The organism is Legionella stuttgartensis (genome assembly GCF_977063405.2).
This window is the reverse complement of the sequence record NZ_CDRUHA020000109.1, coordinates 223357-247764: the sequence shown is the minus strand read 5'-3', so window position 1 is coordinate 247764 and position 24408 is coordinate 223357. Positions and strand designations below refer to the sequence as shown.

Sequence of the window (24408 nt, the reverse complement as noted above, 5' to 3'; positions counted from 1 at the left end):
GTTGCGTATACTATGCTGGTCTTAGTAATTGAAAAACAAGACATTTTTTGTTGATTTTAGAAAATATCAAGCCTTAAGTTGTCTTAAAAACTAGAGGTTTCAATGTGGGTGAAATCATATCATATGCATCATTTTTTGCACCATGTTTTTTAAAATGATTTGTTAAAGACTTTTTTAAAAAACGATGTCTGTAACTCACGGTGAACTCTAGCGATGCAGTGATTTAGGCAAGCTAAGTTTTAGTGGTTGGGGTGAAAGGAGTTTCTTTCACCCCGAATTTAGCTACGGTTATTGTACTGCTGTAAAATCAGTTGAGGGGGCACCTGTACGAACACTTTGTAATAACAAGATGCTGTTAGTCATTAGTAGACGTTCATGAATTTGACGATCTAAATAAAGCTGATAATTGATTTCAGCAAGCAATATCGCAATCTCTTTTTGTACTACAGCAGGTGGCGCGTTATTCAAACTATTAATCCATGGAGTATTATTCGGTCCAGTCCCACCTGTACCAGTTCCACCACCTGTACCCGTACCACCTGCACCAGTACTGTCCGTACTACCAGCACTAGTAGTATTATATAATCTCCAGGTTGCCATATTAAACTCGTTCAGCGCTTGGCTCGTTTGACTCCCACTCTGCTGGTTAGGGGAAGTTTGAGGCATTCTTTTTGACATGATGTAATAAAGGTTACTTATTCCAACCGAGTTTTGTGCCGCATAGGTACGTAAACTTGCAAGATATTTAGCAAGCGTTTGCGTCGCCTGCATTTGAGAGGTTGATGGGGTGGAAGTAATCGATTTCATCAGGCTTCTACCGTATAAAGTATCATAATCTTTCCATTTAGGTAATGAAATGGGAATTACGCTACCTGTAACGTAGCGAATAAAATTCGCTGCAAGTTGTTCTTGATTTTGTGCTAGTAAACCATTTTTGGGCATGTCACCCGTGCCCTGAGTACTGCCAAGGTCTTGATTTGAATACATCAATGGCCCTGTTAAAGCGTTACTATTAAGATGATTTAAGAATTGTTGGAGGTAATTAGGGCTGAAAAAAGTAGTCGCATTAGGAATTTCTCCTACCACATTTGTAGGTACTAAGGTTTCATAAAGGAAAGAGCAGTTCCCATCAAAGGTTTGTGCAGTCTTATAATCCATACAGTACGTATAACTAGGAGTTCCCAAAATATTTAATACTGCTTGGCTTACTGGATCTTGTTGATAAGTTTTTTGGTCTATTAAACTGTTTACGGTCACTTGTCCAGAAGGTGACGTTGTATTGTAACTGGGGAACGCATTATTAGCCAGGGGGTTAAGGATTGAGGCACTCGGGTTAAGGCTTGATGTGCCAGTGCTTTCATTAGGCAGAAACTGGGCGTAGGGATTACCTGCATTTCCTGTATTTGTTCCACCCCCACTGCTTCCTCCATTACTACTACCCGCAGTGAATGTGTTCACTGGAATCGAGCCTAATAAAGTATAAAACTGATAGGCCTGCGCGAGTTGGGAGGTTGTTAAATTGAGGAGCGAATAGCTTATTGAGTAGTTTTGATTATCTTGGGTAGGCGATTGCGTTACATTGTAACCTAAATAATTACCAAAATTTTGGAAATATTCTACCAATTTTTGAGTATTAGTAGAGGTTTGTTGTTGATTATATGAATCGTTTGTATCCTGAGCTGCGGCTGGAAATACAGCAAAACAAAGCGCATTGAGCAATACAAATTTGGACGCTAATTTCATTTATTCTTCCCCTTCAAGTGCACGTAAAACAAGTTTTAGACGGTACTGGCAAAAAACGCGCGACAACAATCTGAGACGCTCAAATACGATATTTCTTTTGAGAAAAACCCCAGCAGGATCATGGCTTCCAGTGCTTGTCTCTTCGGCATGAATCAAAACACGTGAAGCACTACCTGGATGCACTGTATCAATTGCTTGCAGCAGACGTAGTCCTCGACCTGATTTGATATTTCCTACAATACGAATAAATTTATCTTCTTCTGATAAGAGACTCATATCTATTTTTTCTATGTCATCAAGTTCTTTGCCTAATTGCTCCATGGCTCGTTCAAACTCTGGATTTCCATCCAGAGTCCAATCCTCTACACTTTCCATAAAGGTAATCACCCTATATATCATAGGATCAACATATTCAAACCAATATTGAGCAGACGCTTCATGACTAAGATCAGGCATATTTTTACTCTTTCTTTACTGTATTTTCAGCGGATGGACGAAATCATTACTTACTACTATAGTATATTATGAAAGATAAAAGAAAGAAGTAAAAAATATGAAAAAGCAGTCGAGAATTGGTAATCTGCTCAGAAGAATCATTAATGTTCGTAGGTGGTTTGATTGGGATCGAATGAAGGCCTTTACTTTGTATTTGGTAAATGGTTTTAAGCGTTTATTTGTCCCGCAGAAAAAAGTTGAGGGTGAGTCATTTAACGAAGCAGTTAAACTCTTGAATCTGACCGATGAGAGTATACTTATCAAACAAAAATCTTTATTTCGATTGAGTATTATTATGCTATTAGCCGCTCTTTTGATTATGGGATATGCTGTATTTCAGCTTTTTTATGGTTCGATAAAAGCGTTTCTTGTAAGCCTCGTTGTTACTTTGATTGCATTGGTTTTAGCCTTTCGTTACCACTTTTGGTACTATCAAATAAAAAATCGTAAGTTAGGATGTACCTTTAATGAATGGTATAGGAAGGGGTTGTTGGGAGAAAGAAATGAATAAGTTGTTTGTAGCGCTACTTCTCCTTGTGTGTCCTGGTCTTGTTTTAGCGGATGGTTCTTTAAGTTTTGCCCCTCCTGCGAGTGATTATTCTGTTGTATTTCTTGGTAATTTATTTGGTGTTGTTGATGGCGTTTTAAGCGGTACCGGTAGCCAAATCATGGGAAGCATGTTTGCAGTATTTAATGCTGCAGTTTTGGCATTGGGGGGGATCATTATTATGTATACCCTAATCGTGTCTACCATGAATACCGCTCATGAAGGGCAGATGCTGGGCCAAAAATGGTCTTCAATATGGATTCCAATCCGTTCCACTCTAGGTTTGGCTTTATTAATTCCCAAAACATCTGGCTATTGCTTAATGCAAATTTTTGTCATGTGGATCGTTGTGCAAGGAGTTGGTGCAGCAGATAAAGTGTGGGATGCGGCGTTAAGCTATTTGAATCGGGGTGGCGTTATTATTCAAGCCCAGCAGATAAATCCAACTGCCTCCTTGACGGAGAATTCGAGCACTTCAGGAATGGCGGGTATTGCTACTGGTGCGGTCAATATGCTTGCTGGGCAAGTATGTATGCTCGGCATACAAAGACAACTAGAAAATACACGACAAGATCTTCTTGATGCTCAATCCAAACAATCAGGAGCATGTTACTCTGCTGAACAGGGGTCGCAAATGCAGAAATTTTGCTCTACTGTGGTCCCTGATTTTTTAAGTTCAGTTAATGCTGTGTCTGTTCAAAATGCTTCCCCAACGAATTCTTCTTGGAATGTAAGCATGCCCAATTTCGACTCTAGTTCACCTTATAGTTTTTTAAATGGGATTTGTGGCACCATCGTTTGGAATAATATTAGCACCCTGAACTCTAAGTTTGGTAGTAAAGAGTTTTCAGCGAAACCTACTGCAGGGAATAATGTGAAAGTTGGAAATAACACGTTGACTCCAGCAGAAATAGCAGCGACGCAATTGTCGCGAGGAATTGCTGTTCAGCAAATGTATATGGATTTGACCTCTGTCGCTCGAACTATGGTGAGCAATGATCCTCAGATGTCGTCAACGACGAATACCAATAGTAATACTACTCCATATTCTCCAGTTGCAATGCAACAATTTGGTGTCCCTTATAAAGAGAATGGAACAGTTTGTACTACTTATAACAGCAGTACGTCTCCTAAAGATAAATGTGTGATTTGGGGACCAGTGCAAGGTTCTTCAGTAGGCGGAGTCTTATTTAATGGCGCCGAAATTATCAATGCGATTAATGATTACAATGGTATTATGATGCCAACAGTTAATCTAGCCCGTCTTATTTCCCAATCATCAAATCAGAATAAATCCACTGAGTTTATCAATAAAGCAACGACGCAGGGATGGATAATGGCTGGTGCGTACTTCTTTAATCTAGTACAAATTCAAGGTACCTCATCTATAGAAAATGCGGGACAAGTTGATTCAAAGACAGGACTGGATTCAAGCTCTTTTGACCCTACAACCATGGCGAGTCCGTTTGTTATTAGCACGGATGGAAAGACCGTAACCTGTGGTCCAGGAAATATGAAAGACAAAGATTTTTCAAACTTATGTTCCTGGCTGGGTGAAAATAGTGACGGACTACAAAAAATACAAAATGTACAGGCTTTAATTACTAGTACGTCTCCACCTAAAAAACCTTCGTTGTCTTCTAACATGACTGCAGTGGGAAGTGCCCCCTCATCTACGACTTATGGGTATATTAACAATGCATTAATGATGCAAACTCCTGGTCAACCTGGTGTTCAGCCACTGACCTTTGCCAATACAATCAATTTCGCGATAAATACAGATTTATATCGCTTGCAGCGACAAAATTTTTCTTGTGGCGAAGTCAAACCCTTCTTTTCAATTTGCTTAGGACAAATTCTAGGAAATATATTTTATAACATCATCTTAGTAACTATATATAACCTGTTCCTGGATATATTTGGTCAGATTATTAATCAGGTTGTAATGGCATTTTTAATGATTCCATTGCAGGGGATGGCAAATATCTTCCAACAGGGAGTCAAGATTCTTGCTGAACCTGGAGTAAATCCAGTTGTTGCATTGGCAAATATGGGGAATTATTACATTAATTTTGCCGGTAACTTATGGATGATGTTGTTAAATATGGCAATCTCCAGTGCACTGATCCCAGTATTTGGTGTCTTTATTTTTGCCATGATGTCATTAGCGATGCCGCTTGTAATTGCTTGGGTAGGCGTAATGGTTAGTGTCGGTTTTACTACAGCGTATTACATTCCGTTGTTGCCCTATGTGATTTTTACTTTTGGTGCTTTAGGTTGGTTGATTTCAGTTATCGAAGCGATGGTTGCCGCACCGATTGTCGCATTGGGTGTGACGCACCCAGAAGGACATGATGCCTTTGGTAAAGGTGAGGCAGCAATCATGATTCTGGTGAATGTCTTCCTCAGACCTTCCATGATGATTATTGGTTATATTACTGCCATTGCGCTCTCTTATGTGGGCGTGTGGATTTTAAATGCAGGATACGATCAGGCCGTGTCCTTCATGCAACAGGAACATACGGATAACTCGGTCCTTGTTGAAGGACTTCTGGGTTCCTCTCCATCTTCTTCAGGCTCAGGAATCGGGGGCGTAAGTTATACGGATTGGGCTGGAATTTATGCATTCTTCTTCTCAATATTGACGTATACCACTTTGTATCTGACGATCATACAAAAGTCATTTACCCTAATCACCTATTTACCGGATAAAGTCTTACGATGGATAGGAGGCACCCCTGAAAGCATAGGCCAAGAGGCCTCACAATGGGGTGAAGAAGTGAAAGGTAAGACCCAGGAAGCAGGAAAAGAAACCCAGACCGCACAGGGTCAAATCGATAAGACTTTGGGTGGATATGGTGTGAAAGGTGTTAGTATGGCCAAGGGACTTCTGGGCAAAGGTGGTGGCGGTGGTGATGTTTCTGCTCAAGGTAACTCTACTCCAAGTAGCCCTGAGAGCGATAGCGGTGGAGATGGAAAATCTAAGGGTAAATCCTCAAAAAAAAAGAGTAGTTCCAATCAAGACTTGGGCGGTTCCGATATGCCAATAACAAAGTAAGGTTGAATAAAAGTGAGCATCAGGGAGACACTTGATGCTCATTTGGCAGGAAATACATTATCCAGTATGTTATAATTGTATATTAAATAAACACTTGAGTTAAATTCTATTATGGTCGAATTATCTGCTCCTAACAGTACTATAACGAGTCATCCAGATTTGAATCAGGATAAGCTTAATGCATTGCAAAAAGCAAAAATGGATGAAGAGCGATTTCTGCAAGAACTGTTTGTTTTTCTGCAAAACAGACGTACAGCAAACTTTGAAGAACAATTTGACTTGAAAGTTCCATTAACAGAGATTGCCAAGAACAGCGGCTATCAAGATCTACCTACCGCTTTAAATACTGCAAAAAATGCACGGGGACAGACTCCTTTAGTGCAAGCGCTGCAAGATCAGGATTTCTCTCTAGTAAGAACCTTACTCGATTCTGGTGCCGAATATGATGCTCAGGCACTAGAGGAATACGATATCGCCATAAATAGTAAACGTGGACAAGAGGCACTCCAACAAAAGGTAATTTCTCCTCCTGAGGATTATGCCCCTTCAGCTCCTACTAAGTTACATCCAGTGAAAGAATTTGGTCTCGTACTGGGAATAGTAATGATCAGCCAAGATGGGGTTTCCTCACAGCGCGCTCCTGTCGGACCTACATACCAATTGATGACGGATACGGTAAAGGACTATAGTCAGAGCTGTAGTAAAGAACCCGCAAAACAAGACTTCAAGCAAATTTCAGATGCGTTTGCTTTTGCAAATAAAACCGCAAATTTTCAACATAGTACTCCCGAAGGAAGTCCCGAAGCAGGGAATGCGCTTTCTAAACGAATACAATCAGGAGATATAACCAGTGTTCCTATTAATTGCAAAGGACACGCGATGGGATTATCTTTTGTACCAGTGGAAGGAAATCCAGACAAAACCTATTTAGTATTTACCAACCGAGGCGAAGGTGCTGCAGGAAAGCATGGGACACAAATTTATGAGGTAGATACGAAGGATATTACTTCAGACTTCATTAACAATGTCATGAGTGGCCATGATAATGGAAAATCCCATGCACAAATTATGGAACACATTAATCAGGTTACTCAAGGTAAAGACCCTGTCTCTACTATCAATCAAAAACCTCAAAAATATGATAATTGTACCATTGCAAATACGCGCGCTAATATTCATGGAGTCCTTCTCTGTCAGGAAGCAAATCGCAAAGGCGGTTTTGAACATGTGAATCAAGAAGCACGTGATGAAGTCAAACAAAGATATAAAGATTTCACTAGTGATATGAGAGATAAAAAAATTCAACAATTAGAAAAAGCCATAGAGAAAGATCCTGAAAATCAAGATCTAAAAGCTCTGGCCAAAGGGTATTTAGACAAACCCAATAGTAAATTTTCTGAGGCATTGAGCGCTGCTGTTGTTGAAGAATCTCAAGAATCAATCAATATGAGCCACCTTTAAATAAACAACGAGTGTAGCCTGGGTACCGCAAAAGCGGAACCCGGGAAATGTATATCAAGAAAACCCTGGATTTTGCTTTCGTGCCACAAGGTTACAAGCACTGAAGAGTCTTTTAAGTATAACGGGCGTCATCCCAAAGGAAGTGAGGGGGATCCAGCAAGCTTTCGACCTATAAATAAAATACAATGCTCAAAGAGGAGCTCCTTCGTGGTGAACTTCTCAGGATGATGTGGTCACTATATTTGTAACACTATTATTTAGGATAATTTACAATTGAAAGATCAGTAATTCCGCGAATAAACTCCGACATTTCAATCGGTTCTTGACCTATCTTTAATGAGCTGCGAACAAAATTTGCTGCTTCTAAGATGCTATCTAGATTGTATTTTTTTAATTGAATCGAATGTAAATAAGCAACAAAAAATTCTGTTTTCAAATTACCAATGCCTTTACCCATACCTGCAAGTGTTGCATCGATATAGCGAACTCCGCAGCTCATTGCGGCCAGAGCATTCGCTTGAGCGAGACCAAGATTGTCATGAGCATGAAAACCAAATTGGAGGGGATATTTATTAATATACCGCTCATAAAGTTGGGGGATCCGTGTTGGGAGTAAGCTTCCGTTTGAGTCTGCAAAATAAATGATATCAGGTGCATATTCGCTTATTTGTTTGATTGAATCATCAAGTTCATTTTCTTCGTAAAAAGAAATACACATTAAATTAACTGCGACTTCCATGTTTGCCTCTTTGGCCATTTTAATTTTAGGCAAAACGGATGCAAGTTCGTTTTTAGGAAAGCAGAATCTTAATAATTCGACACCACATTCTTTGAGTTCTTCAAGATCTGTTTGAGTGAATTTGTTTGGAAAAACCATGACCGCCATTTTTGCTTTTTGAATCAAAGAGCGACAAAGAAGCAGGTAATCTTTGGCGCACAAGCCCGCTCTACCTACTTGGAGAGGTGCAAAAGTACCATTGCGATAACCGACTTCAATATATTCAATGCCTGAGTTATCAAGAGGACGAAGGATATTTTCTAGCTGAATGTCTTCAAAAATAAAATTAGTTCTATGTCCTCCATCCCTCAATGAGGCATCTAACAGTACAACAGGATCAAGCATATAATTCCTAAGTGTTGGTAACCCAAAAAATACCTTCTCTTAAATTATAGCTAAAATAAAACGTGATGGATAAAGTCATGACGTACATTGTTCAGGATGTCGTATACATTATACTTAAAAGACTCTTCAGTGATCTTATTGTTGATATTCTTTGGCACCAGCAATAATTAATTTGTAAACGCGCTCACTAATAATACCTTGCTCGAATTTTGTTTTCGCATCCCAGGTCATAAGTTGACCCTTTTGTCGTACCAGTTTACGGGTAGCAGAGGTTACCTCGTTGGGATCACTTTCAAGTAAAATATCGCGAACTTCTTCGTCAAATACTAAATACTCCCTTAAAGCGACCCTTTTTTCGTCTACGGTAGGAACAAGTTTTTGCCAAATACAGAGTCTAATGGTTTCAAGAATATCAATAGTTCTACCTAATCGCTCTTCACCAGAGAATGAAGTAACCAGACGACGCATGGTTTCGGCAACACCCGAAGTATGCAGCGTTGTATAAACGGGGTGTCCGGTAAGTGCTGCTTCTAATGCGGCACTAATCGTTTCTGCATCACGACACTCACCAACCATGATTAAACGAGGTTTGCGTCGCAAAGCATTTCTTACTCCATCTGCAAAGCTCGGTAAATGCCGAGGGATTTCTGATTGGCTAACTACAGCAGATATAGTCTCAATTTCATCATACACAAATTCAATTGGAGATTCATAAGTGAGTACTTTACGGTTTGAATCTTCGGTTTCGATCAAATCACGAATAATGGAGGCCAGTAATGTTGATTTACCGGAACCGGTTGCGCCTGTGATAAATACAATACCTTCCTGAGGCGCGATGGCTTGAAGTATATTATCTGGCAGATTCATCGTTTCAAGTCTAGGAGGGGTAGTCGGAATGGTTCTTAACGTGATTTGGATCGCATCATGACCTTCTACAAGACATGCTGTTCCATTGACCCGATAACGGTAGCGAACACCCCGATTAGGGCGAAATTCATAGTGGGTATCAATGTCCTTACCGGAAAGAAGCTGGGTCGTGGCGTTGGGGCCATATATCGCATTAATTAAATCACCAAGTTCGGTATTAGATAAACGACGATTAGTAATTCGTAATAGTTTTCCGTAAACCTCGGCGTAAATTGGTTCGCCTGTTTGGATTGTGATGTCGGAAGCATTGAGACGTTCTGTGTGCTCTAACATTTTATCCATAAAAAGCGGAGTAAAACGCGTTGGTTCATCGGGCATTAAATAAGAATTGTTATTCATACTTCGTATCAGTGAATTCTATTGTTATCGTTAATTGGAGCAATTGTAGGCTGCCAAGATTTATCCGTTATTATAATTTTAGAACGATTTGCTAATTTTTCCATGTTTTTGAATTGCTCTAAAGCATTTTCATCTTTGGAAACCGCTGCTCGCCATTGGTCACTGTTTATATTTAGAGCGGGTAAAGCAGTAATTCTTAATACGCGATCATCAATATGGATTTCTGAGGCATCCCCTGTGATTCCTAAGTCGGTGTGAGAGACATAAGGAGGAGTTACCATATTCATTGCTAATAATTTTCTATAAAGAATCATTCCACCAAAATCTTCTTTAATCCGCGCTATATTTTCTTCAAGAATGGTATTTGCTTGATCGATACCATTTTTCCAGCCTTTGGCGGTATAGATACACCATATTTTTTTCTCAACTTTGGTTTTAGGCAACAGTGTATAGTGAGGATATTCTGGTTTCACATAATCGAGCCATAAATATTGCCGCCAAGTGGGTGGAGTCGTAACAAAATGGGCTTGTTTTGCAACTCTATAAGTACGGTCAGAGATGCGAATGGTTTGCGCATCAGCAAGATTTAGAGTATTTCTGCCTTCCAAGAGCACTGGAGGTAAGATATTGTGTTCCAGTATCAGGGAATTAAAATCATAAATGGCATCGAGTCTACGTGATTGCCTGATCAGGTGCTCGTCAATAACTTTTGCTCGCGCGGCTAACCCTGCTTGTGCGCCGAGGCTTAAAGCAGTTTCTTTTAAAGCCATTTGGCGAATTTTACCGTTTTGTTTTTTATTCCGTTGCTTCACATTCACATTGGCCATAGCTTGTAATCCTGCTAATGAGGTAGTATCCCCCATATTTTTTGAGGAGTGGCATGCAAGCAACGAAGCAGATAATACAATAACTATTAAGCTAGGAATAAATTTTGGCATAGCGTAATTCGACAACCTGACTGTTAGGATAAACATGAATATAAGCTTTTCTACCCGCTTGATAATCTATATCACGCAGGATTTCAGCTAGACTCTGATCTTTAATATTAAGACTAATTAAAACTGGAATTGAAGGTGCTTTTCCTAAGACACGCAGTCGAAAATGAGCTGATTTAGCAATACGAGCGGTTAACTCTTCAATTGGACCTGACCAATCCACACTTGCTCTGGCTTGTAAGTTGTATGCATTAGGTATCGTGAGCGTGTTGTCTTTATTTGGCGGTAAAATTTCTTTTTCGACGCGAGCCATTTCATGCATGGAATCGCTTACAGATACAGCTGCTTCTGCTAATTTAATTGTAGCATCATCGCTAGGATTGTTTACCGGTGGTTTTTTAAAGAGTACTCCACCATGTTTACAACCCACAAGCAGGACTGAGGCAATAAATAGCATGAGAAGCTTATTGTTCATTCAATCTTCTTTAATGTCTGGAAATATTCGTTTGATTGAAACAGGAGCTAGGCTCCTTGTCAAGCCTATAAATGAGGAATTGTATGAATTTAAACGGAAATAACTTAGCAAAATATTCGTGGGAAATCCTAACGTAGCCTAGATGCAGTGAAGCTAAATTCGTCATTGGAGTAGAGAATTTTTCTATATTTACATTTCGTTGTGTGGAGACTGAAAAGGTACAAATTAATTTAATTTTTCAAACAAAGCATAAACGACTTGTCCTGCTTGTTTTAGTTTTATTTGACGCCACTGTGTTTCATCCAAGTCGATAACGGTAGGAGATTCCAGGTAAACTAGACCTCCAGGTTTAAGAATATTACTTCGTGCAATAGATGAAATACATTGAGGGAGAAAATTCTGAGCAAAAGGGGGATCCAGAAAAATGATATCAAACTCTTCTTGATTGTGGTGAAGATATTGTAGTGCATCTGTTTGCAGTAATTTGAGTTTTGGACTGTTAAACCCAGTGATGATTTTCTGTAAATTGGTATACGCTTTGGGCGATTGCTCAAGAAAAACTACTCGTGCCGCTCCTCTAGAAAATGCCTCCAAACCTAAGGCACCACTACCTGCAAAAGCATCCAGGCAGCGTGCCTCTCGGATGTCATGCATAAGCCAGTTAAATAAAGTCTCACGCACCCGATCTGGGGTGGGGCGTAGCCCCTCTACATCTGGGAAATGTAATTTTTTTCCTCGATATAACCCGCCTATAATACGAATGATTTGTTTCACGATTTACCTACGGTAAGCAATAGTAATTTATCGGGATTAACTTGTTGTTGAAAGGCTTGTTTTATTTGCTCGTTGGTCACTGCATTAATGCGGGCAGTATAGGTGTCGAGAAAATCCTCTGGTAAATGATAAAAAGTCATCCGCAATAAAATATTTGCAATACTGCGATTACCTGATAAAGAAAGGGGGAAACTTCCAGTAAGATATTGTTTCGCAGCATTTAGTTCTTCATCCGTTGGACCTTTATTAATATAGGTTCGCAACACATTTTGTATGATGTCCAATGCATTTTTGGTTTGATTATTCTTTGTCGATAAACTGATGAGGAAAGGACCTTTACCGGACATAGGGACAAATTGACTATCAATACCGTAAGTCAGACCTCTTTTTTCTCTAACTTCGATAGCGAGTTGAGAGACTAAAGCACCACCACCTAAAATATAATTTCCTACGATAAGAGGAAAATAATTGGGGGCATGATGGTCAATACCTATCTGGCCGAGGCGGATCACAGTTTGAGTAGAAGAAAATGGAATATTTACTGTATCTGCTTGAGTTAATTGCATAGCTTTGGGAATAGGAGGCGCAGCATGTCCTTCGGGAAGTTCTTGAGTCAGTTGATCAGCAAGCTGATGGGCTGTTTCACAAGTAATTGCGCCTACCATCACTAAAATAGCGTTTTTTGCGACATAATAACGTTTATTAAATTCAATTACTTGACTCATATTGATGGCATTAACTGTCTCGGCGGTACCGTTAACAGGATGTGCATAGGGATGTTGCTGATATAAGGTTTGGAAAAAATGAAGGTTTGCTACTTCCTCAGGCGAATCTTGGCGTTGCTCAATAGCCATCAACAGTTGCTTTTTTTCTCTTGTAAACGCTTGATCTGGAAAATCTGGATGATTAATGATTTGTGCAAAGGTAGTCGCTGCTTTGGGCAATGCTTTTGGATCAACTAGTGTTCTAAGGCTAAATATCACCATATCTCTGTTAATCTCTGCTTTGTATTGAGCCCCCACATCTGCCAGGGACTCAGCGATTTTGTTTGCATCTTGCCCTGCATTGCCTTGGTTCATGACACGACTTGTTAAAGCACTTAATCCAAATTGGTTTTCATCATATGCTGACCCTGCCGCGAAAGCGATGCTGATATCAAGCATGGGCACTTCCATCGCAGGATAAAAAACGACCTGGACTCCATTTTTAGTAAGCCATTTTTCTGTTTTGAACGTACTTGCTGTCGTTGTGGTTGACAGTCCGATCATCAATGCCAAAATACATGCGCTAAAAATTCTCATGGTGCTGCCCTTTGTGGTTGAGGTTCTAATATTGCCGTCGTCATGTTTTTTTCTTGAAAATAATGTTGGGCGGTTTCCTGAACTTGCTGTGGCGTAATTGCATTGATTGCTTTGGTATAATCATTTGCCTTTTGCCAACCAATCCCAATGGTTTCTAAAAGACCTAATTCTGAGGCTTGGCCAAAAATTGAATCCTTTTCGAACGTTTTCTGCGCAATGATTTGATGTTTAATGCGCTGCAATTCTATCTCGTTAACCGGATTTTTTTTCAAATCATCCAGTTCTTTAAGAATTCCATTTTGTAAATCAGTTAAAGTATGATTTTGACTGGGAGAACCATAAACAATGAATTGGGTTTGATATCTTGTGTATGGGTTGTAATAGGTATCAGCACCTGTGGCAATATGCGTACCACGAATCAAATTTTTCGAAAAACGAGCACTCTCACCAGCATCTAAAATTCCAGCGATGACCTCCAAAGCATAGGGTTCGTATTCTTTTTTAGCAGTATTCACACTAGGAACGGAATAACCCATCATGAGTAAAGGTAATTTTGCTGCGGTTTGGATATGAACAATCTTTTGACCTAATGCTGGTGGTTCATTTTGTACTTTTCGCTCAGGAATAGGATGTTTTGGTATGGCACCAAAATACTTTTCTGCCAAAGTACGAACATGTTCTGGATTAACATCTCCTACTACCACTAAGGTTGCATTATTAGGCGCATAATATTTTTTATACCATTCTTGCAAATCTTCAACGGACATATGTCGCAGATCACTCATCCAGCCAATAACTGGATGATGGTAGGGGGCGCTAAGATGTGCCGTTGCCAGAAAACGCTCAAAAGCAAGTGCTTGTGGATTATCATCTGTTCGAAGACGTCGTTCTTCCTGAATTACTTTAATTTCTTTGGCGAACTCATTGGCATCAAGAAGCAAATGATTCATGCGATCTGCTTCGAGCTCAAAACTGGTAGCAAGTTTTGAAGCATCTATTTTTTCAAAAAAAGCCGTATAGTCATTATTGGTAAAAGCATTTGCTTGGCCACCAATGGTCGCTATAACTTTGGAAAATACCCCTAAAGGAAATTTTTGGGTGCCTTTGAACATCATATGTTCCATCGCATGCGATACACCTGTAATTCCACCGGGTTCATCGGCAGATCCTACATTATACCAAATCATTGATACCGCGATCGGCGCTCGATGATCTTCTTTTACCAATATTTTTAATCCATTATTCAATGTAAACTCTTGAACTTGGCTAAAGGTCTGGCAAGATAGTACCATGAGTAAAGTAAAGAGTATTTTGCGCACAACTTAACCTCAAAGTAAAAAAGATGATAGAATTTCATATTTTTCAGGATTTGTACACTATATGATTAAATGGTTTAAGCGAAGTCATGATTCTACCTCCACAGAGGTCGATCATCAAAAACCTGCTGACTCGTTGCCTCAAGCTCCTGTAGAAGTAACGGAGCAGGAACAAGAGCCTATTAAGGAAGGGATTTTTGCACGTTTCAGAAAAGGCTTAAGTAAAACACGTCACCAGCTTGGTGATGGGATTGGCCGCCTGTTGTTAGGTAAAAAGGAAATTAGCCAAGACTTATTGGATGAACTTGAAACTCTTTTAGTCAGTGCTGATTTGGGGGTGGAGACAACGCAAGCTGTATTAAAGCAGTTGACCGATAGTTTAGCTCGTAAACAGTTATCTGATGGTGATGCCGTTTATGAGGCACTCAAGTCTCATTTACAATCGATTTTAAGTCAAAACAATCTGCCCTTAACTATAGAAACTGCAGATCACTCTCCTTTTGTTCTCTTAATGGTCGGTGTAAATGGTGCAGGTAAAACAACTACTATAGGGAAACTGGCAAAGCAATTCCAACAGCAAGGTAAAAAAGTTATGCTGGCTGCGGGTGATACTTTTAGAGCCGCGGCAGTGGAGCAATTGCATGTTTGGGGGGAGCGAAATGATATCCCGGTAATTGCGCAACATACTGGAGCGGATAGTGCTTCGGTGATTTTTGATGCTCTGCAAGCAGCTAAAGCACGCAAAATAGATGTCTTAATTGCTGATACCGCAGGTCGGCTGCATACTCAAAGCAATCTAATGGAGGAATTAAAGAAGGTAAAACGGGTATTGCAGAAATTATGTCCTGAGGCTCCTCATGAAACAATGTTGATATTGGATGCAAGTATAGGGCAAAATGCTTTAGTTCAAGCACGACAATTTCACGAAGCCATTGGATTGACCGGAATTACCATGACTAAACTGGATGGTACGGCTAAAGGCGGCATTTTGTTTGCTATTGCTAATGAACTTAAATTACCCTTTCGTTACATAGGGATTGGTGAAGGGATAGAAGATTTACGACCCTTTGATGCAGCGCAATTTGTTGGTGCACTATTTAATGATCACATTTGACCAAGTGACTAAGCGTTATCCAGGTGGTTTTGAAGCGTTAAGCCAGGTGAATTTTTCTTTGCAGAAAGGAGAGATGGCTTTTCTTACGGGGCATTCAGGAGCGGGAAAAAGTACTTTGCTTAAATTGATTGCGCTTTTAGAGTGGCCCACTTCCGGTCAATTGATGGTAAATGGTTTGCGTTTGAACCAATTAAAAAAACGCGATGTCGCTGCTCATCGCAGCCAATTGGGTATCACTTTTCAATCACCCTATTTACTAAATGATCGTACTGTATTTGACAATGTAGCTTTGCCTTTGCAAATTCAAGGCATGGCCTATCCCATGATTGCCAAAAGAGTTCATGCAGCTTTGGATATGGTGGGTCTATTAAGCAAGGAAAAAATGTTGCCTATCCATTTATCAGGTGGTGAACAGCAGCGTGTAGGAATTGCACGAGCGGTAGTACATAAGCCTGCTTTATTATTGGCTGATGAACCTACAGGGAATCTTGATCCCAAACTATCAACAGAAATCATGACTATTTTTGAGCAATTTAATCAAGTGGGTGTCAGCATCCTTATTGCCACCCATGATTTGCCATTAATTGCAGGAATGAAACACCGTATTGTTATGCTTAAAGGAGGACGAATGTGTTAAAACGAGCACAATCAATCCTTGCTTACCATCTACAAGCTGCGATACACAGTTTAAATTCATTGTGTCGCAAACCATTGGCAACCATGATGACCTCCATAGTGATTGCTATTGCTTTAGCCTTGCCTGCTCTTTTTTGGGTGTTTTCTGACAATGCGTCTAAATTAACTGCAAGTTGGCAGCGTGGCGGGCACATTTCGCTTTATTTACAACCCGGATTATCCAATGCAGAACAACAAGTTGTCTTGCAAAAAGTACGTGAAACAGACGGTGTAGCCCACGTTTCCTTGAAAACCTCCGCTGACGGTTTGTCTGAATTAACTCAGCAAGAAGGGATGCAGGATATTATGCGTTATCTCCCAGAAAATCCTTTGCCAGCAATGGTGGATGTGGTTCCTGCTTTAATCATTGATTCTCCAGCAAAATTAGATTTATTGGCACGGCAATTAAAGACCATAACCCAAGTAGAAAATGCAAAGGTTGATATGGAGTGGATAAGTCGCTTGCATGCTCTTTTAGGTTTTGCGGCCAAGTTTGCCGATGCATTATTGGCTTTATTAGCGATGGCAGTCATTATGATTGTAGGCACTACACTGCGCTTGGCCCTTCATAGTCGACAAGAGGAAATTCAGGTTTTGAAGTTAATTGGAGCAAAAGATCCTTTTATTCTCAGGCCTTTTTTATATTCAGGGGTTTGGTATGGTGCTTTAGGTGCCATTTTTGCTATCTTTATGGTTAATATTTTTATTTTCAGCCTGGGTGCTGCCGTGAATCAGTTGGCCGTTGCCTATCAAATGCACTATCCGTTAACAGGCCTGTCAATGCGGCAGATCTTGCTACTTTTTTTATTTGCAATTATACTAGGATGGATGGGGGCACGTTTATCTGTAAAACGACAATTGGCTTCCATTGAACCACAATTATGAGTTGTTCTCTTATAGTTTATCTTGTTTTTACAGAGAAATTTTTAAAGGAAGAAGCATGAGTCAATATTTGCAACTTGCCGAAATGAATTTACCTGTGGGCAGTCTTGATTCGTACATACACAGGGTCAATCAAATTCCTATGTTATCCTTAGAGGAAGAAATCGCTTATGCCGAGCGTTTTCATGCCGAAGGGGATATTGAAGCTGCACGACGTTTGGTTCTTGCTCATTTACGTTACGTTGTTCGAGTCGCTCGTGGTTATTTAGGATATGGTTTACCTCTGAACGATTTAATTCAGGAAGGCAATATTGGTTTGATGAAGGCGGTAAAACGCTTCGATCCAAAGATGGGCGTACGTCTTGTTTCCTTTGCGGTGCATTGGATAAAAGCAGAAATTCATGAGTTTGTTTTACGCAACTGGCGTATAGTTAAAATTGCAACAACCAAAGCGCAGCGTAAATTATTTTTTAATCTTCGCCAAATGAAAAATCGTTTAGGCTGGATGAGTAATGAAGAGGTGAATGCTGTCGCAAATGATTTGGGCGTAAGCTGCGAAGACGTACTCGTCATGGAACAACGTCTGAACGCTATGGATACACCTTATGACGCTCCTGACGCCGATGAACATGATGAGTTTTATACAGCACCAGAGCGTTATTTATTTAATGCGAATGATGATCCTTCTGTATTGTTAGAAAAAGAAAATGCAGGCGATCACGGACGTGAACGACTAATGTTTGCTCTGGACCAGTTAGATGAGCGCAGTCAGGATATTTTACAGCAACGTTGGTTAGCTGAAGATAAACTAACATTACACGATTTAGCTAAGAAATATGGTGTATCTGCTGAACGAGTTCGACAGCTTGAAAAAAACGCTATGAAAAAGCTGCGACAATATATAGAAAGTGAGTAATTCCTTCAATTATATGTAGCCTGGGTGAAGCAAAGCGGATCCCAGGAAATCTATGATAAGAAACTGGACCCGACTTGCTTTATTCTGGCTAAGTTCATTCCAAAAAATTACAAACCAGTGGTCCCACTCGTTCATCCAATAAGACACTTACATGATTTGCATCAGGAAGTAAGCATAGTCTAGAATTTGAATATTTTTCACAGAACTCAATCGATTCTTTAGTGCTAATTGTATCATCTAATTCCCCGTGAATGCATAAAAAGGAAATGTCAGGAGATTGAGCAATGAAATGGTGTAACCGTATTAAATTAATATCAAACTGGGCTTGTTGCTTCATTACCTGACGTAACTGTAGGTAACCATGACCACTTAGTTTAAATTTTTTGGCAATCCGGTTAACAGGACTGCGCATCTGGGTGGGTGAGGCAATTAAAATTGCACGTTCAGGTTTTTGATTTAATTGCCATTCAGGAAGTTGACCCGCTACATTGAGCGTGTTAAGGAGCATCGAGCCACCAAAAGAATGTCCAATAACCGCATAAAAAGGTCCATGTTGATTGATGGTATCTTTCAGAATAGCAACTGCATCAGTCCAAGGTAGTTGTAATCCTTTTGCTTCTCCGTGTGCGGGAAAATCAAGAGCATATACTTCATAACCTTGCTGATATAGCGCCTGGATTATGCGAGCCATATAGGCCGCACGTGATATCCATCCATGAGTAATCAGTATTTTTTTCCCTTTTGAGTTCTTTTGTGGTACAAAACGATGCAACACATGGTGCCGAGGAAATTCTTGGTGAATTACTTCGGTACGTTTTCCCTCAATAAACTCGCAAGCCAATTTGGCAAAATCTCTGTACTGCTTTTCCAAAGGAAAAAAGATAGGAGTAATAAACGCTTGGTAACACAATTGTGCATGTAACATATCTCGTACACGGATTAATGATGAAGTTATCATAATTATATCCCCTTCAGAGTTTACTTTAAGTGTAGCATCTAAAATGAAACATTTTATCAACATAATATTTTATTGTTTTTTAGTTTGATGGGTTTATGTCTGCGAGCGTTTTTACGTTAAAAAAAGAAAGGAGGCAAAATGAAATATTGTTAGGGAGCAGCAATAGAACTTAATGTATTTCATAACTTTATCTCTTTAGCTCAATTTTATAAACTAGAGCTCCTAAACGTTAATTCGGGTTTATTTCAGGGGGCTTAAGATGCATACTTCAAATTATATTTATCATGACGAGGGACAGGAACTTCAAGGATTTGTGGCTTATGACAAATCCTTTGCTGCTCCGCGTCCTGCTGTGCTGGTTGTTCATGATTGGTCTGGTCGTAATGAATTTGCATGTGACAAGGCGAAATCACTTGCGGAGATGGGTTATGTTGGTTTTGCTGTAGATATGTATGGCCACGGCAAGCTTGGTTCTACAACAGAAGAAAAACAGGCTTTAATGACTCCTTTGGTTTCTGATCAGGCCCTATTACGACGTCGTGTTCAAGCTGGATTGACTGCTGTAAGTTCTATGCCTGAGGTGGATAGTAAGCACGTCGCGATTATTGGTTTTTGTTTTGGGGGTATGTGTGCTCTTGAGTTGGCACGTTCTGGAGCAGCTCTCAAGGGGGTAGTAAGTTTTCATGGTTTGCTGCACAAGCCTGGAACTATGAAATCTGAACCGATTAAAGCTAAAGTTCTAGCATTGCATGGTTATGATGATCCTATGGTTCAACCCGATACAGCGCAGGCCTTCTGCAAAGAAATGACTGATGCGAATGTAGATTGGCAAATGCATATGTATGGACATGTACAGCATGCGTTTACTAACCCATTGGCACATGATACTCAATTGGGAACGATTTATAATGCAGTTGCCGCTCAACGTTCTTGGCAAGCGATGATCAATTTCTTGCAGGAAGTTTTGAGAAAATAGTTTTATCACTGAGCGAAGAGAATAGGGAGCCGGGTGAGGCGATGTGACACCCGGAATTCTCTTCGTTGTTATGCATATTTAAGGACTTTTTTTAGATCGTTGCGAAATAAATCTTAAAAACTCGGTACCATGGGGCTCGATTATTGGACAATAAAGAATTATAATGCCGAAAAAATAATCTTGCTTCTGTTTCTGTGTTTTTTTCCATAAGTCTTTTACACTTGACATTAAATATAATATATTGAGTGAATGTAAGTTCTTACTCGCTTCTTTATTAAGAATAGGCGACAAAACAAACCAAGTTGTGGAAAATTTACCCGATTATTAGGAGCTAATCCCAATTTGAGTTTTTCACCCGGTCATAACACTATGAAATTGCATCACTTCTTCGAGCAATCCGTTGATAATTGTTCAGACAATATTGCTTTGATTTGCGATAATGCATTTATTTCCTATCAAGAGTTAGAAAATCGCGCTAATCAATTGGCTCATTATCTCCATGAGAATAAAGTCTCCAAGGGTAGCATTGTAGGCATTCTATTAGAGCGATCTATAGAATGCTATGTTGCTATATTGGCGACATTGAAAACGGGTGCAGCTTATGTCCCTATTGAAGTAGATTATCCCGACGATCGAATTAATTATATTTTCTCTGATCTACCTTTTGATGCAGTTTTAACTTCGTCTTTGCAATTGGCCCAGAAAAATTTGGCATGGCCAACCTATTATGCAGTAGATCAACTGGCTGAAGAAATTTCTAGACGTCCTACACATCGATTAATTCTTCAAGAAGACTTAAGTGCTAATGACTTGTGTTACATCATTTATACTTCAGGCTCCACTGGAAAACCTAAAGGGGTAGAAATTACCCAGCGTAGTATTTGTCATTATGTTGAAGTTGCAAGCAAACTTTATGATATAAAGAGTAATGATAAGGTATATCAAGGCTTTTCTTTGGCATTTGATGCTTCTTTGGAAGAGTTTTGGATGGCTTTTGCCAATGGAGCTACCCTGGTTGCCTGTACTGCAAAAGAAGTGCGATCAGGCTTAGGTCTAGTTTCCTTTTTACAACAACATCGAGTTAGCGTTTTTTCAACAGTACCTACTTTATTGTCTACTCTAGAAGGTCAATTACCTGATCTTCGCATACTCATCTTAGGAGGAGAATCTTGCACATCCAGCTTGGTGAAGCGTTGGAGTAGAGAGGGGCTGCGGATTATCAATACTTATGGCCCTACGGAAGCAACGATTATAGCAACTTATGCAGAATGTCATCCTGAGCAAGATGTGACCATTGGTAAACCCTTGCCGGGTTACGAAGTCCTCATTGTTGATGACCAATTACAAGAAGTAGCTGAAGGAGAGGAAGGCGAGTTGTGTATTGCTGGTGTTGCTTTGGCTCGTGGTTATGTCAATCGACCTGAAGATACCGCAAAGAAATTTGTTTCAAATCCGGTAAATAAAAATCAACGCCTATATCGAACAGGGGATTTAGTTTCAAGAGCGCCCAACGGAGATCTTCTCTTTGCAGGACGAATAGATGATCAAATCAAATTGCGTGGATTTCGTATTGAATTAAACGAAATTGAAACGGTAATCATGCAATATGCTGGAATAAAACAAGCTGTGGTTTCTTTGCAGACCCTCGAGCAACCTACCCTCGTTGCTTATTTGATTCTTGATGTACAAAATGCATTTGACGTCAATGAATTTAAATCTTTTTTACGGTCGCGCTTACCCGATTACATGCTTCCATCGCTAATCGAAATTTTAGAAACGTTCCCAGTTTTAGCCAGCGGTAAAGTGAATCGCAAAGAGCTTCCTAAGCCCGCGCAAAAGTCAGAGACGGTTTATATAGCGCCTGAGTCTGATCTAGCAAAGGAAATTGCTTCAGTTTGGGAAAAAGTATTTGATTGTAAAAATATTTCAGTAAGTGCAGACTTTTTCTATGAATTGGGTGGTCATTCCTTGCATGCAGCAAAGGTAATCTCTAATTTACGCAAAATACCTGCCTTAAAAAATATCTCAATTTTGGATTTATATAAAAATCCCACCATTCAGCAATTAGAGCAGAAGTTTAATGATCCTCTCATTAATCCACAAATTGATGAGCAAGCACCCAAGAAAAAGTACAAAGTGCCACAGTGGAAATATTATTTATGTGGTGTAGGCCAATTTTTTGGTTGCTTATTGCAATATGCAGTGGGCACCCTACAACTATTAGCCGTTATTTTGTGTTACAGCTGGGTTAGCTCTGAGTATTCAATTATTTCTAGAGAATTACAGCTTGCCTTTTTAGCTTTATTTTTATCAATGCCAATCATTTCATTATTTATCACGATTGGATTGAAATGGATATTATTGGGACGAATAAAGCCTGGCGAGTATCCTCTTTGGGGATGGTTCTATTATCGTTGGTGGTTAGTACAAAGGCTGCAAAAAAATTTGTTTTTAGCTAAATTCTTAGTTGGTTCGCCATTGGCCGGTATCTATTATCGCTTACTAGGAGCGAAAATAGGTAAGAACTGTTATTTGGGGTCGATGCAGATTTCTGCCCATGATTTGTTAACCATAGGAGACAATACTTCTATTGGTGCGGACAGTAGACTTAACGGTTATATCATTGAGGATGGTTGGTTAAAAATAGGTTCCATCAATATAGGTAATAATTGTTATATCGGTTCACGTGCGGTAGTTGGGTTGAATACTCAACTTGAAGATCATGCCATCTTAGATGAAATGTCCATGTTGCCTGATCAAGGCTTAATTCCTCAAGGATCCTATTTTTCCGGCTCCCCAGCGATGCCTGGTATTATTCCTGCCGACCATATTACTCGGAAAAAAGTTGCGGTTGAAGAATCTACCATGTTGGAAAATACCCTTTTTGGTATTTTGCATTACTTAGGCGTCGTTTTTGTCATGGTGGTCTATTATTTATGCTTAATTCCATCAATCTCTTTGATTAGCTATTACTATGATCAGAGTCGTTATTTGACCACAATGTTTTTTGCTATTCCTTTAGGGGCGACCCTGTTTTTAGGGTTATATTATTTATGCATTGTGCTCTGTAAAAAGATTATTTTGGATAAGATAAAACCTGGTAATTATCCCTTAAAGAGCTTTTATTATTTCCGTCATTGGATCATCGTAAAATTACTGGATGGTGACGAAATTTCAATAATGGCAGACACTTTGTTTATGCCCGCTTTTTTACGATTACTAGGCGCAAAATTAGGTAAAGGCGTAGAAATGGGGGAAACACCGCATATTATTCCTGACCTAGTCACTATCGAAGAAGGGGGTTTTACCGCAAGTTCTGTCGCTCTAGCTTGGCCTAGTGTTTATAATGGCTTAATTTCTTTTGCTCCGGTGACCATTGGACGCAGAGGCTTTGTGGGGAATGTCAGTTTATTACCTGCGGGGAAATCCATTGGTGAGGGCGCTCTATTAGGGTGTTTATCGGTGACGCCATCTGACGGCAGGGCAGCAGAGCCTCATTCTGCTTGGCTAGGTTCGCCTGCTGTATTCTTACCCAAGCGAGAGTTATTTGTTGGTTTTTCTGATAAGGATACGTTTTATCCCTCCAAAAAACTCTATTTCATGCGCTTATTCATTGAGTTGATACGTATTATTTTGCCATCGACATTTTCATTGATTGCATTATTCAACATGCTTTATGTCTTGGATTACATGTTAAGCGAATACTCCTGGTTTGTTACAGCCCTGGTTCTTCCACCTGTAGAAATGTTCATTACCGTCTGTCTTGTTGGCGTATTGGTGGGCTTAAAATGGATAATGTTAGGTAAATTAAAACCTTTAACCAAACCTATTTGGGATCCCTTTATTTGGAAAAATGATGTGATTGAATATTCGTATAACTATTATACGAACCCACATTGGACTAATAAAGTTTTAGGGACTCCTTTTGCACTTTGGGTGCATCGTTGTTTAGGAACTAAAGCGGGGAAGAGAGTTTTCACAGATAGTGCCGAGTTTTCGGAATTTGATTTAATTACAATTGGTGATGACGTATGTATTAATGCCGAGACAATAATTCAAACCCATCTTTATGAGGATAGAATATTTAAAGTCTCGAATGTCACTATTGGCTCTGGATGTAATGTGGGTGTTGGTTCAATTGTTCTCTACAACACCTTGATGGAGGAAAACTCTTCTTTGGGTAGTCTCTCTTTACTCATGAAGGGGGAGCGTTTACCTGAAAATACCCATTGGGCTGGTATACCCGCCCAATCAACAGCACTTGGGATGCCATACCCACAAGTGGCTCGACAACTTGCCCCCGAAGAAAGTCCAGAAGGGCTTCCCGAGTTATTGTAGTAATTTAGCCAGAGTGATGCGAAGCGCAACCCGGTATCCGCTTCGCTTCACTCTG

19 protein-coding genes are annotated in these 24408 nt (G+C 39.8%); 9 read left to right on the top strand and 10 right to left on the bottom strand.

Annotated elements, in window-relative coordinates:
• Positions 1-288: 288 nt before the first annotated feature.
• Positions 289-1743, bottom strand: coding sequence for a type IVB secretion system protein IcmX (gene icmX / locus ACWTEW_RS35815; protein WP_454782755.1), 1455 nt, complete (start codon positions 1741-1743; stop codon positions 289-291).
• Positions 1744-2199, bottom strand: a complete 456-nt coding sequence (gene icmW / locus ACWTEW_RS35810; protein WP_454782754.1) for a type IVB secretion system protein IcmW — start codon at positions 2197-2199, stop codon at positions 1744-1746.
• 97 nt (positions 2200-2296) lie between these two features.
• Here icmW and icmV point away from each other — a divergent pair, with 97 nt between their 5' ends.
• The 3 genes from icmV (at position 2297) to ankD (ending at position 7304) form a co-directional block, all read left to right on the top strand.
• Complete coding sequence (gene icmV / locus ACWTEW_RS35805) at positions 2297-2749, top strand: type IVB secretion system protein IcmV (RefSeq protein WP_454782753.1); 453 nt, start codon at positions 2297-2299, stop codon at positions 2747-2749.
• Entirely contained in the window at positions 2742-5843 is a 3102-nt protein-coding gene (gene dotA / locus ACWTEW_RS35800) for a type IVB secretion system protein DotA (protein WP_454782752.1), read from the top strand. Before icmV ends, dotA begins: the two co-directional genes overlap by 8 nt.
• A gap of 111 nt (positions 5844-5954) precedes the next feature.
• The gene (ankD, locus tag ACWTEW_RS35795; protein ID WP_454782751.1) at positions 5955-7304 is read left to right on the top strand and encodes a Dot/Icm T4SS effector AnkD/LegA15; all 1350 of its coding nucleotides are present in this window, start codon (positions 5955-5957) and stop codon (positions 7302-7304) included.
• Between the two features lie 253 nt (positions 7305-7557).
• On the opposite strand, the gene ACWTEW_RS35790 is transcribed toward ankD, so the two are convergent.
• The 7 genes from ACWTEW_RS35790 to ACWTEW_RS35760 all read right to left on the bottom strand — a co-directional run bounded on the left by ACWTEW_RS35790 (position 7558) and on the right by ACWTEW_RS35760 (position 14470).
• Positions 7558-8427 (bottom strand): beta/alpha barrel domain-containing protein, encoded by an 870-nt coding sequence (locus tag ACWTEW_RS35790; protein ID WP_454782750.1) that lies wholly within the window; start codon positions 8425-8427, stop codon positions 7558-7560.
• A gap of 135 nt (positions 8428-8562) precedes the next feature.
• Positions 8563-9693 carry a Dot/Icm type IV secretion system ATPase DotB gene (gene dotB, locus ACWTEW_RS35785; RefSeq protein ID WP_454782749.1) on the bottom strand — a complete coding sequence of 377 codons (1131 nt, stop codon included), beginning with the start codon at positions 9691-9693 and terminating at the stop codon, positions 8563-8565.
• A gap of 8 nt (positions 9694-9701) precedes the next feature.
• Entirely contained in the window at positions 9702-10631 is a 930-nt protein-coding gene (locus tag ACWTEW_RS35780; RefSeq protein ID WP_454782748.1) for a type IV secretion system DotC family protein, read from the bottom strand.
• Positions 10612-11103, bottom strand: a complete 492-nt coding sequence (dotD, locus tag ACWTEW_RS35775; protein WP_454782747.1) for a type IVB secretion system lipoprotein DotD — start codon at positions 11101-11103, stop codon at positions 10612-10614. The genes ACWTEW_RS35780 and dotD overlap by 20 nt, the downstream gene beginning before the upstream one ends.
• A 225-nt stretch (positions 11104-11328) precedes the next feature.
• Positions 11329-11877, bottom strand: a complete 549-nt coding sequence (rsmD, locus tag ACWTEW_RS35770; protein ID WP_454782746.1) for a 16S rRNA (guanine(966)-N(2))-methyltransferase RsmD — start codon at positions 11875-11877, stop codon at positions 11329-11331.
• Positions 11874-13178: a M16 family metallopeptidase gene (locus ACWTEW_RS35765; protein WP_454782745.1), complete on the bottom strand. Its 1305-nt coding sequence runs from the start codon at positions 13176-13178 to the stop codon at positions 11874-11876. Before ACWTEW_RS35765 ends, rsmD begins: the two co-directional genes overlap by 4 nt.
• The gene (locus tag ACWTEW_RS35760; protein ID WP_454782802.1) at positions 13175-14470 is read right to left on the bottom strand and encodes a M16 family metallopeptidase; all 1296 of its coding nucleotides are present in this window, start codon (positions 14468-14470) and stop codon (positions 13175-13177) included. Before ACWTEW_RS35760 ends, ACWTEW_RS35765 begins: the two co-directional genes overlap by 4 nt.
• Before the next feature lie 88 nt (positions 14471-14558).
• Between ACWTEW_RS35760 and ftsY the strand changes: the two genes are divergently transcribed.
• From ftsY to rpoH, 4 genes are read left to right on the top strand one after another with little or no spacing between them, the layout of a single operon-like run.
• Positions 14559-15608: a signal recognition particle-docking protein FtsY gene (gene ftsY, locus ACWTEW_RS35755; protein WP_454782744.1), complete on the top strand. Its 1050-nt coding sequence runs from the start codon at positions 14559-14561 to the stop codon at positions 15606-15608.
• Positions 15595-16245, top strand: a complete 651-nt coding sequence (gene ftsE / locus ACWTEW_RS35750; RefSeq protein WP_454782743.1) for a cell division ATP-binding protein FtsE — start codon at positions 15595-15597, stop codon at positions 16243-16245. Before ftsY ends, ftsE begins: the two co-directional genes overlap by 14 nt.
• A complete protein-coding gene (gene ftsX / locus ACWTEW_RS35745; protein WP_454782742.1) occupies positions 16239-17168 on the top strand; it encodes a permease-like cell division protein FtsX in 930 nt (309 codons plus the stop codon). Before ftsE ends, ftsX begins: the two co-directional genes overlap by 7 nt.
• 55 nt (positions 17169-17223) lie before the next feature.
• The gene (gene rpoH, locus ACWTEW_RS35740; protein ID WP_454782741.1) at positions 17224-18081 is read left to right on the top strand and encodes an RNA polymerase sigma factor RpoH; all 858 of its coding nucleotides are present in this window, start codon (positions 17224-17226) and stop codon (positions 18079-18081) included.
• A gap of 94 nt (positions 18082-18175) precedes the next feature.
• On the opposite strand, the gene ACWTEW_RS35735 is transcribed toward rpoH, so the two are convergent.
• Positions 18176-19039: an alpha/beta hydrolase gene (locus ACWTEW_RS35735; protein WP_454782740.1), complete on the bottom strand. Its 864-nt coding sequence runs from the start codon at positions 19037-19039 to the stop codon at positions 18176-18178.
• A gap of 259 nt (positions 19040-19298) precedes the next feature.
• On the opposite strand from ACWTEW_RS35735, the gene ACWTEW_RS35730 reads away from it, so the two are divergent.
• Complete coding sequence (locus tag ACWTEW_RS35730; RefSeq protein WP_454782739.1) at positions 19299-20015, top strand: dienelactone hydrolase family protein; 717 nt, start codon at positions 19299-19301, stop codon at positions 20013-20015.
• 369 nt (positions 20016-20384) lie between these two features.
• Positions 20385-24353 carry a Pls/PosA family non-ribosomal peptide synthetase gene (locus tag ACWTEW_RS35725; protein ID WP_454782738.1) on the top strand — a complete coding sequence of 1323 codons (3969 nt, stop codon included), beginning with the start codon at positions 20385-20387 and terminating at the stop codon, positions 24351-24353.
• Positions 24354-24408: the final 55 nt, after the last annotated feature.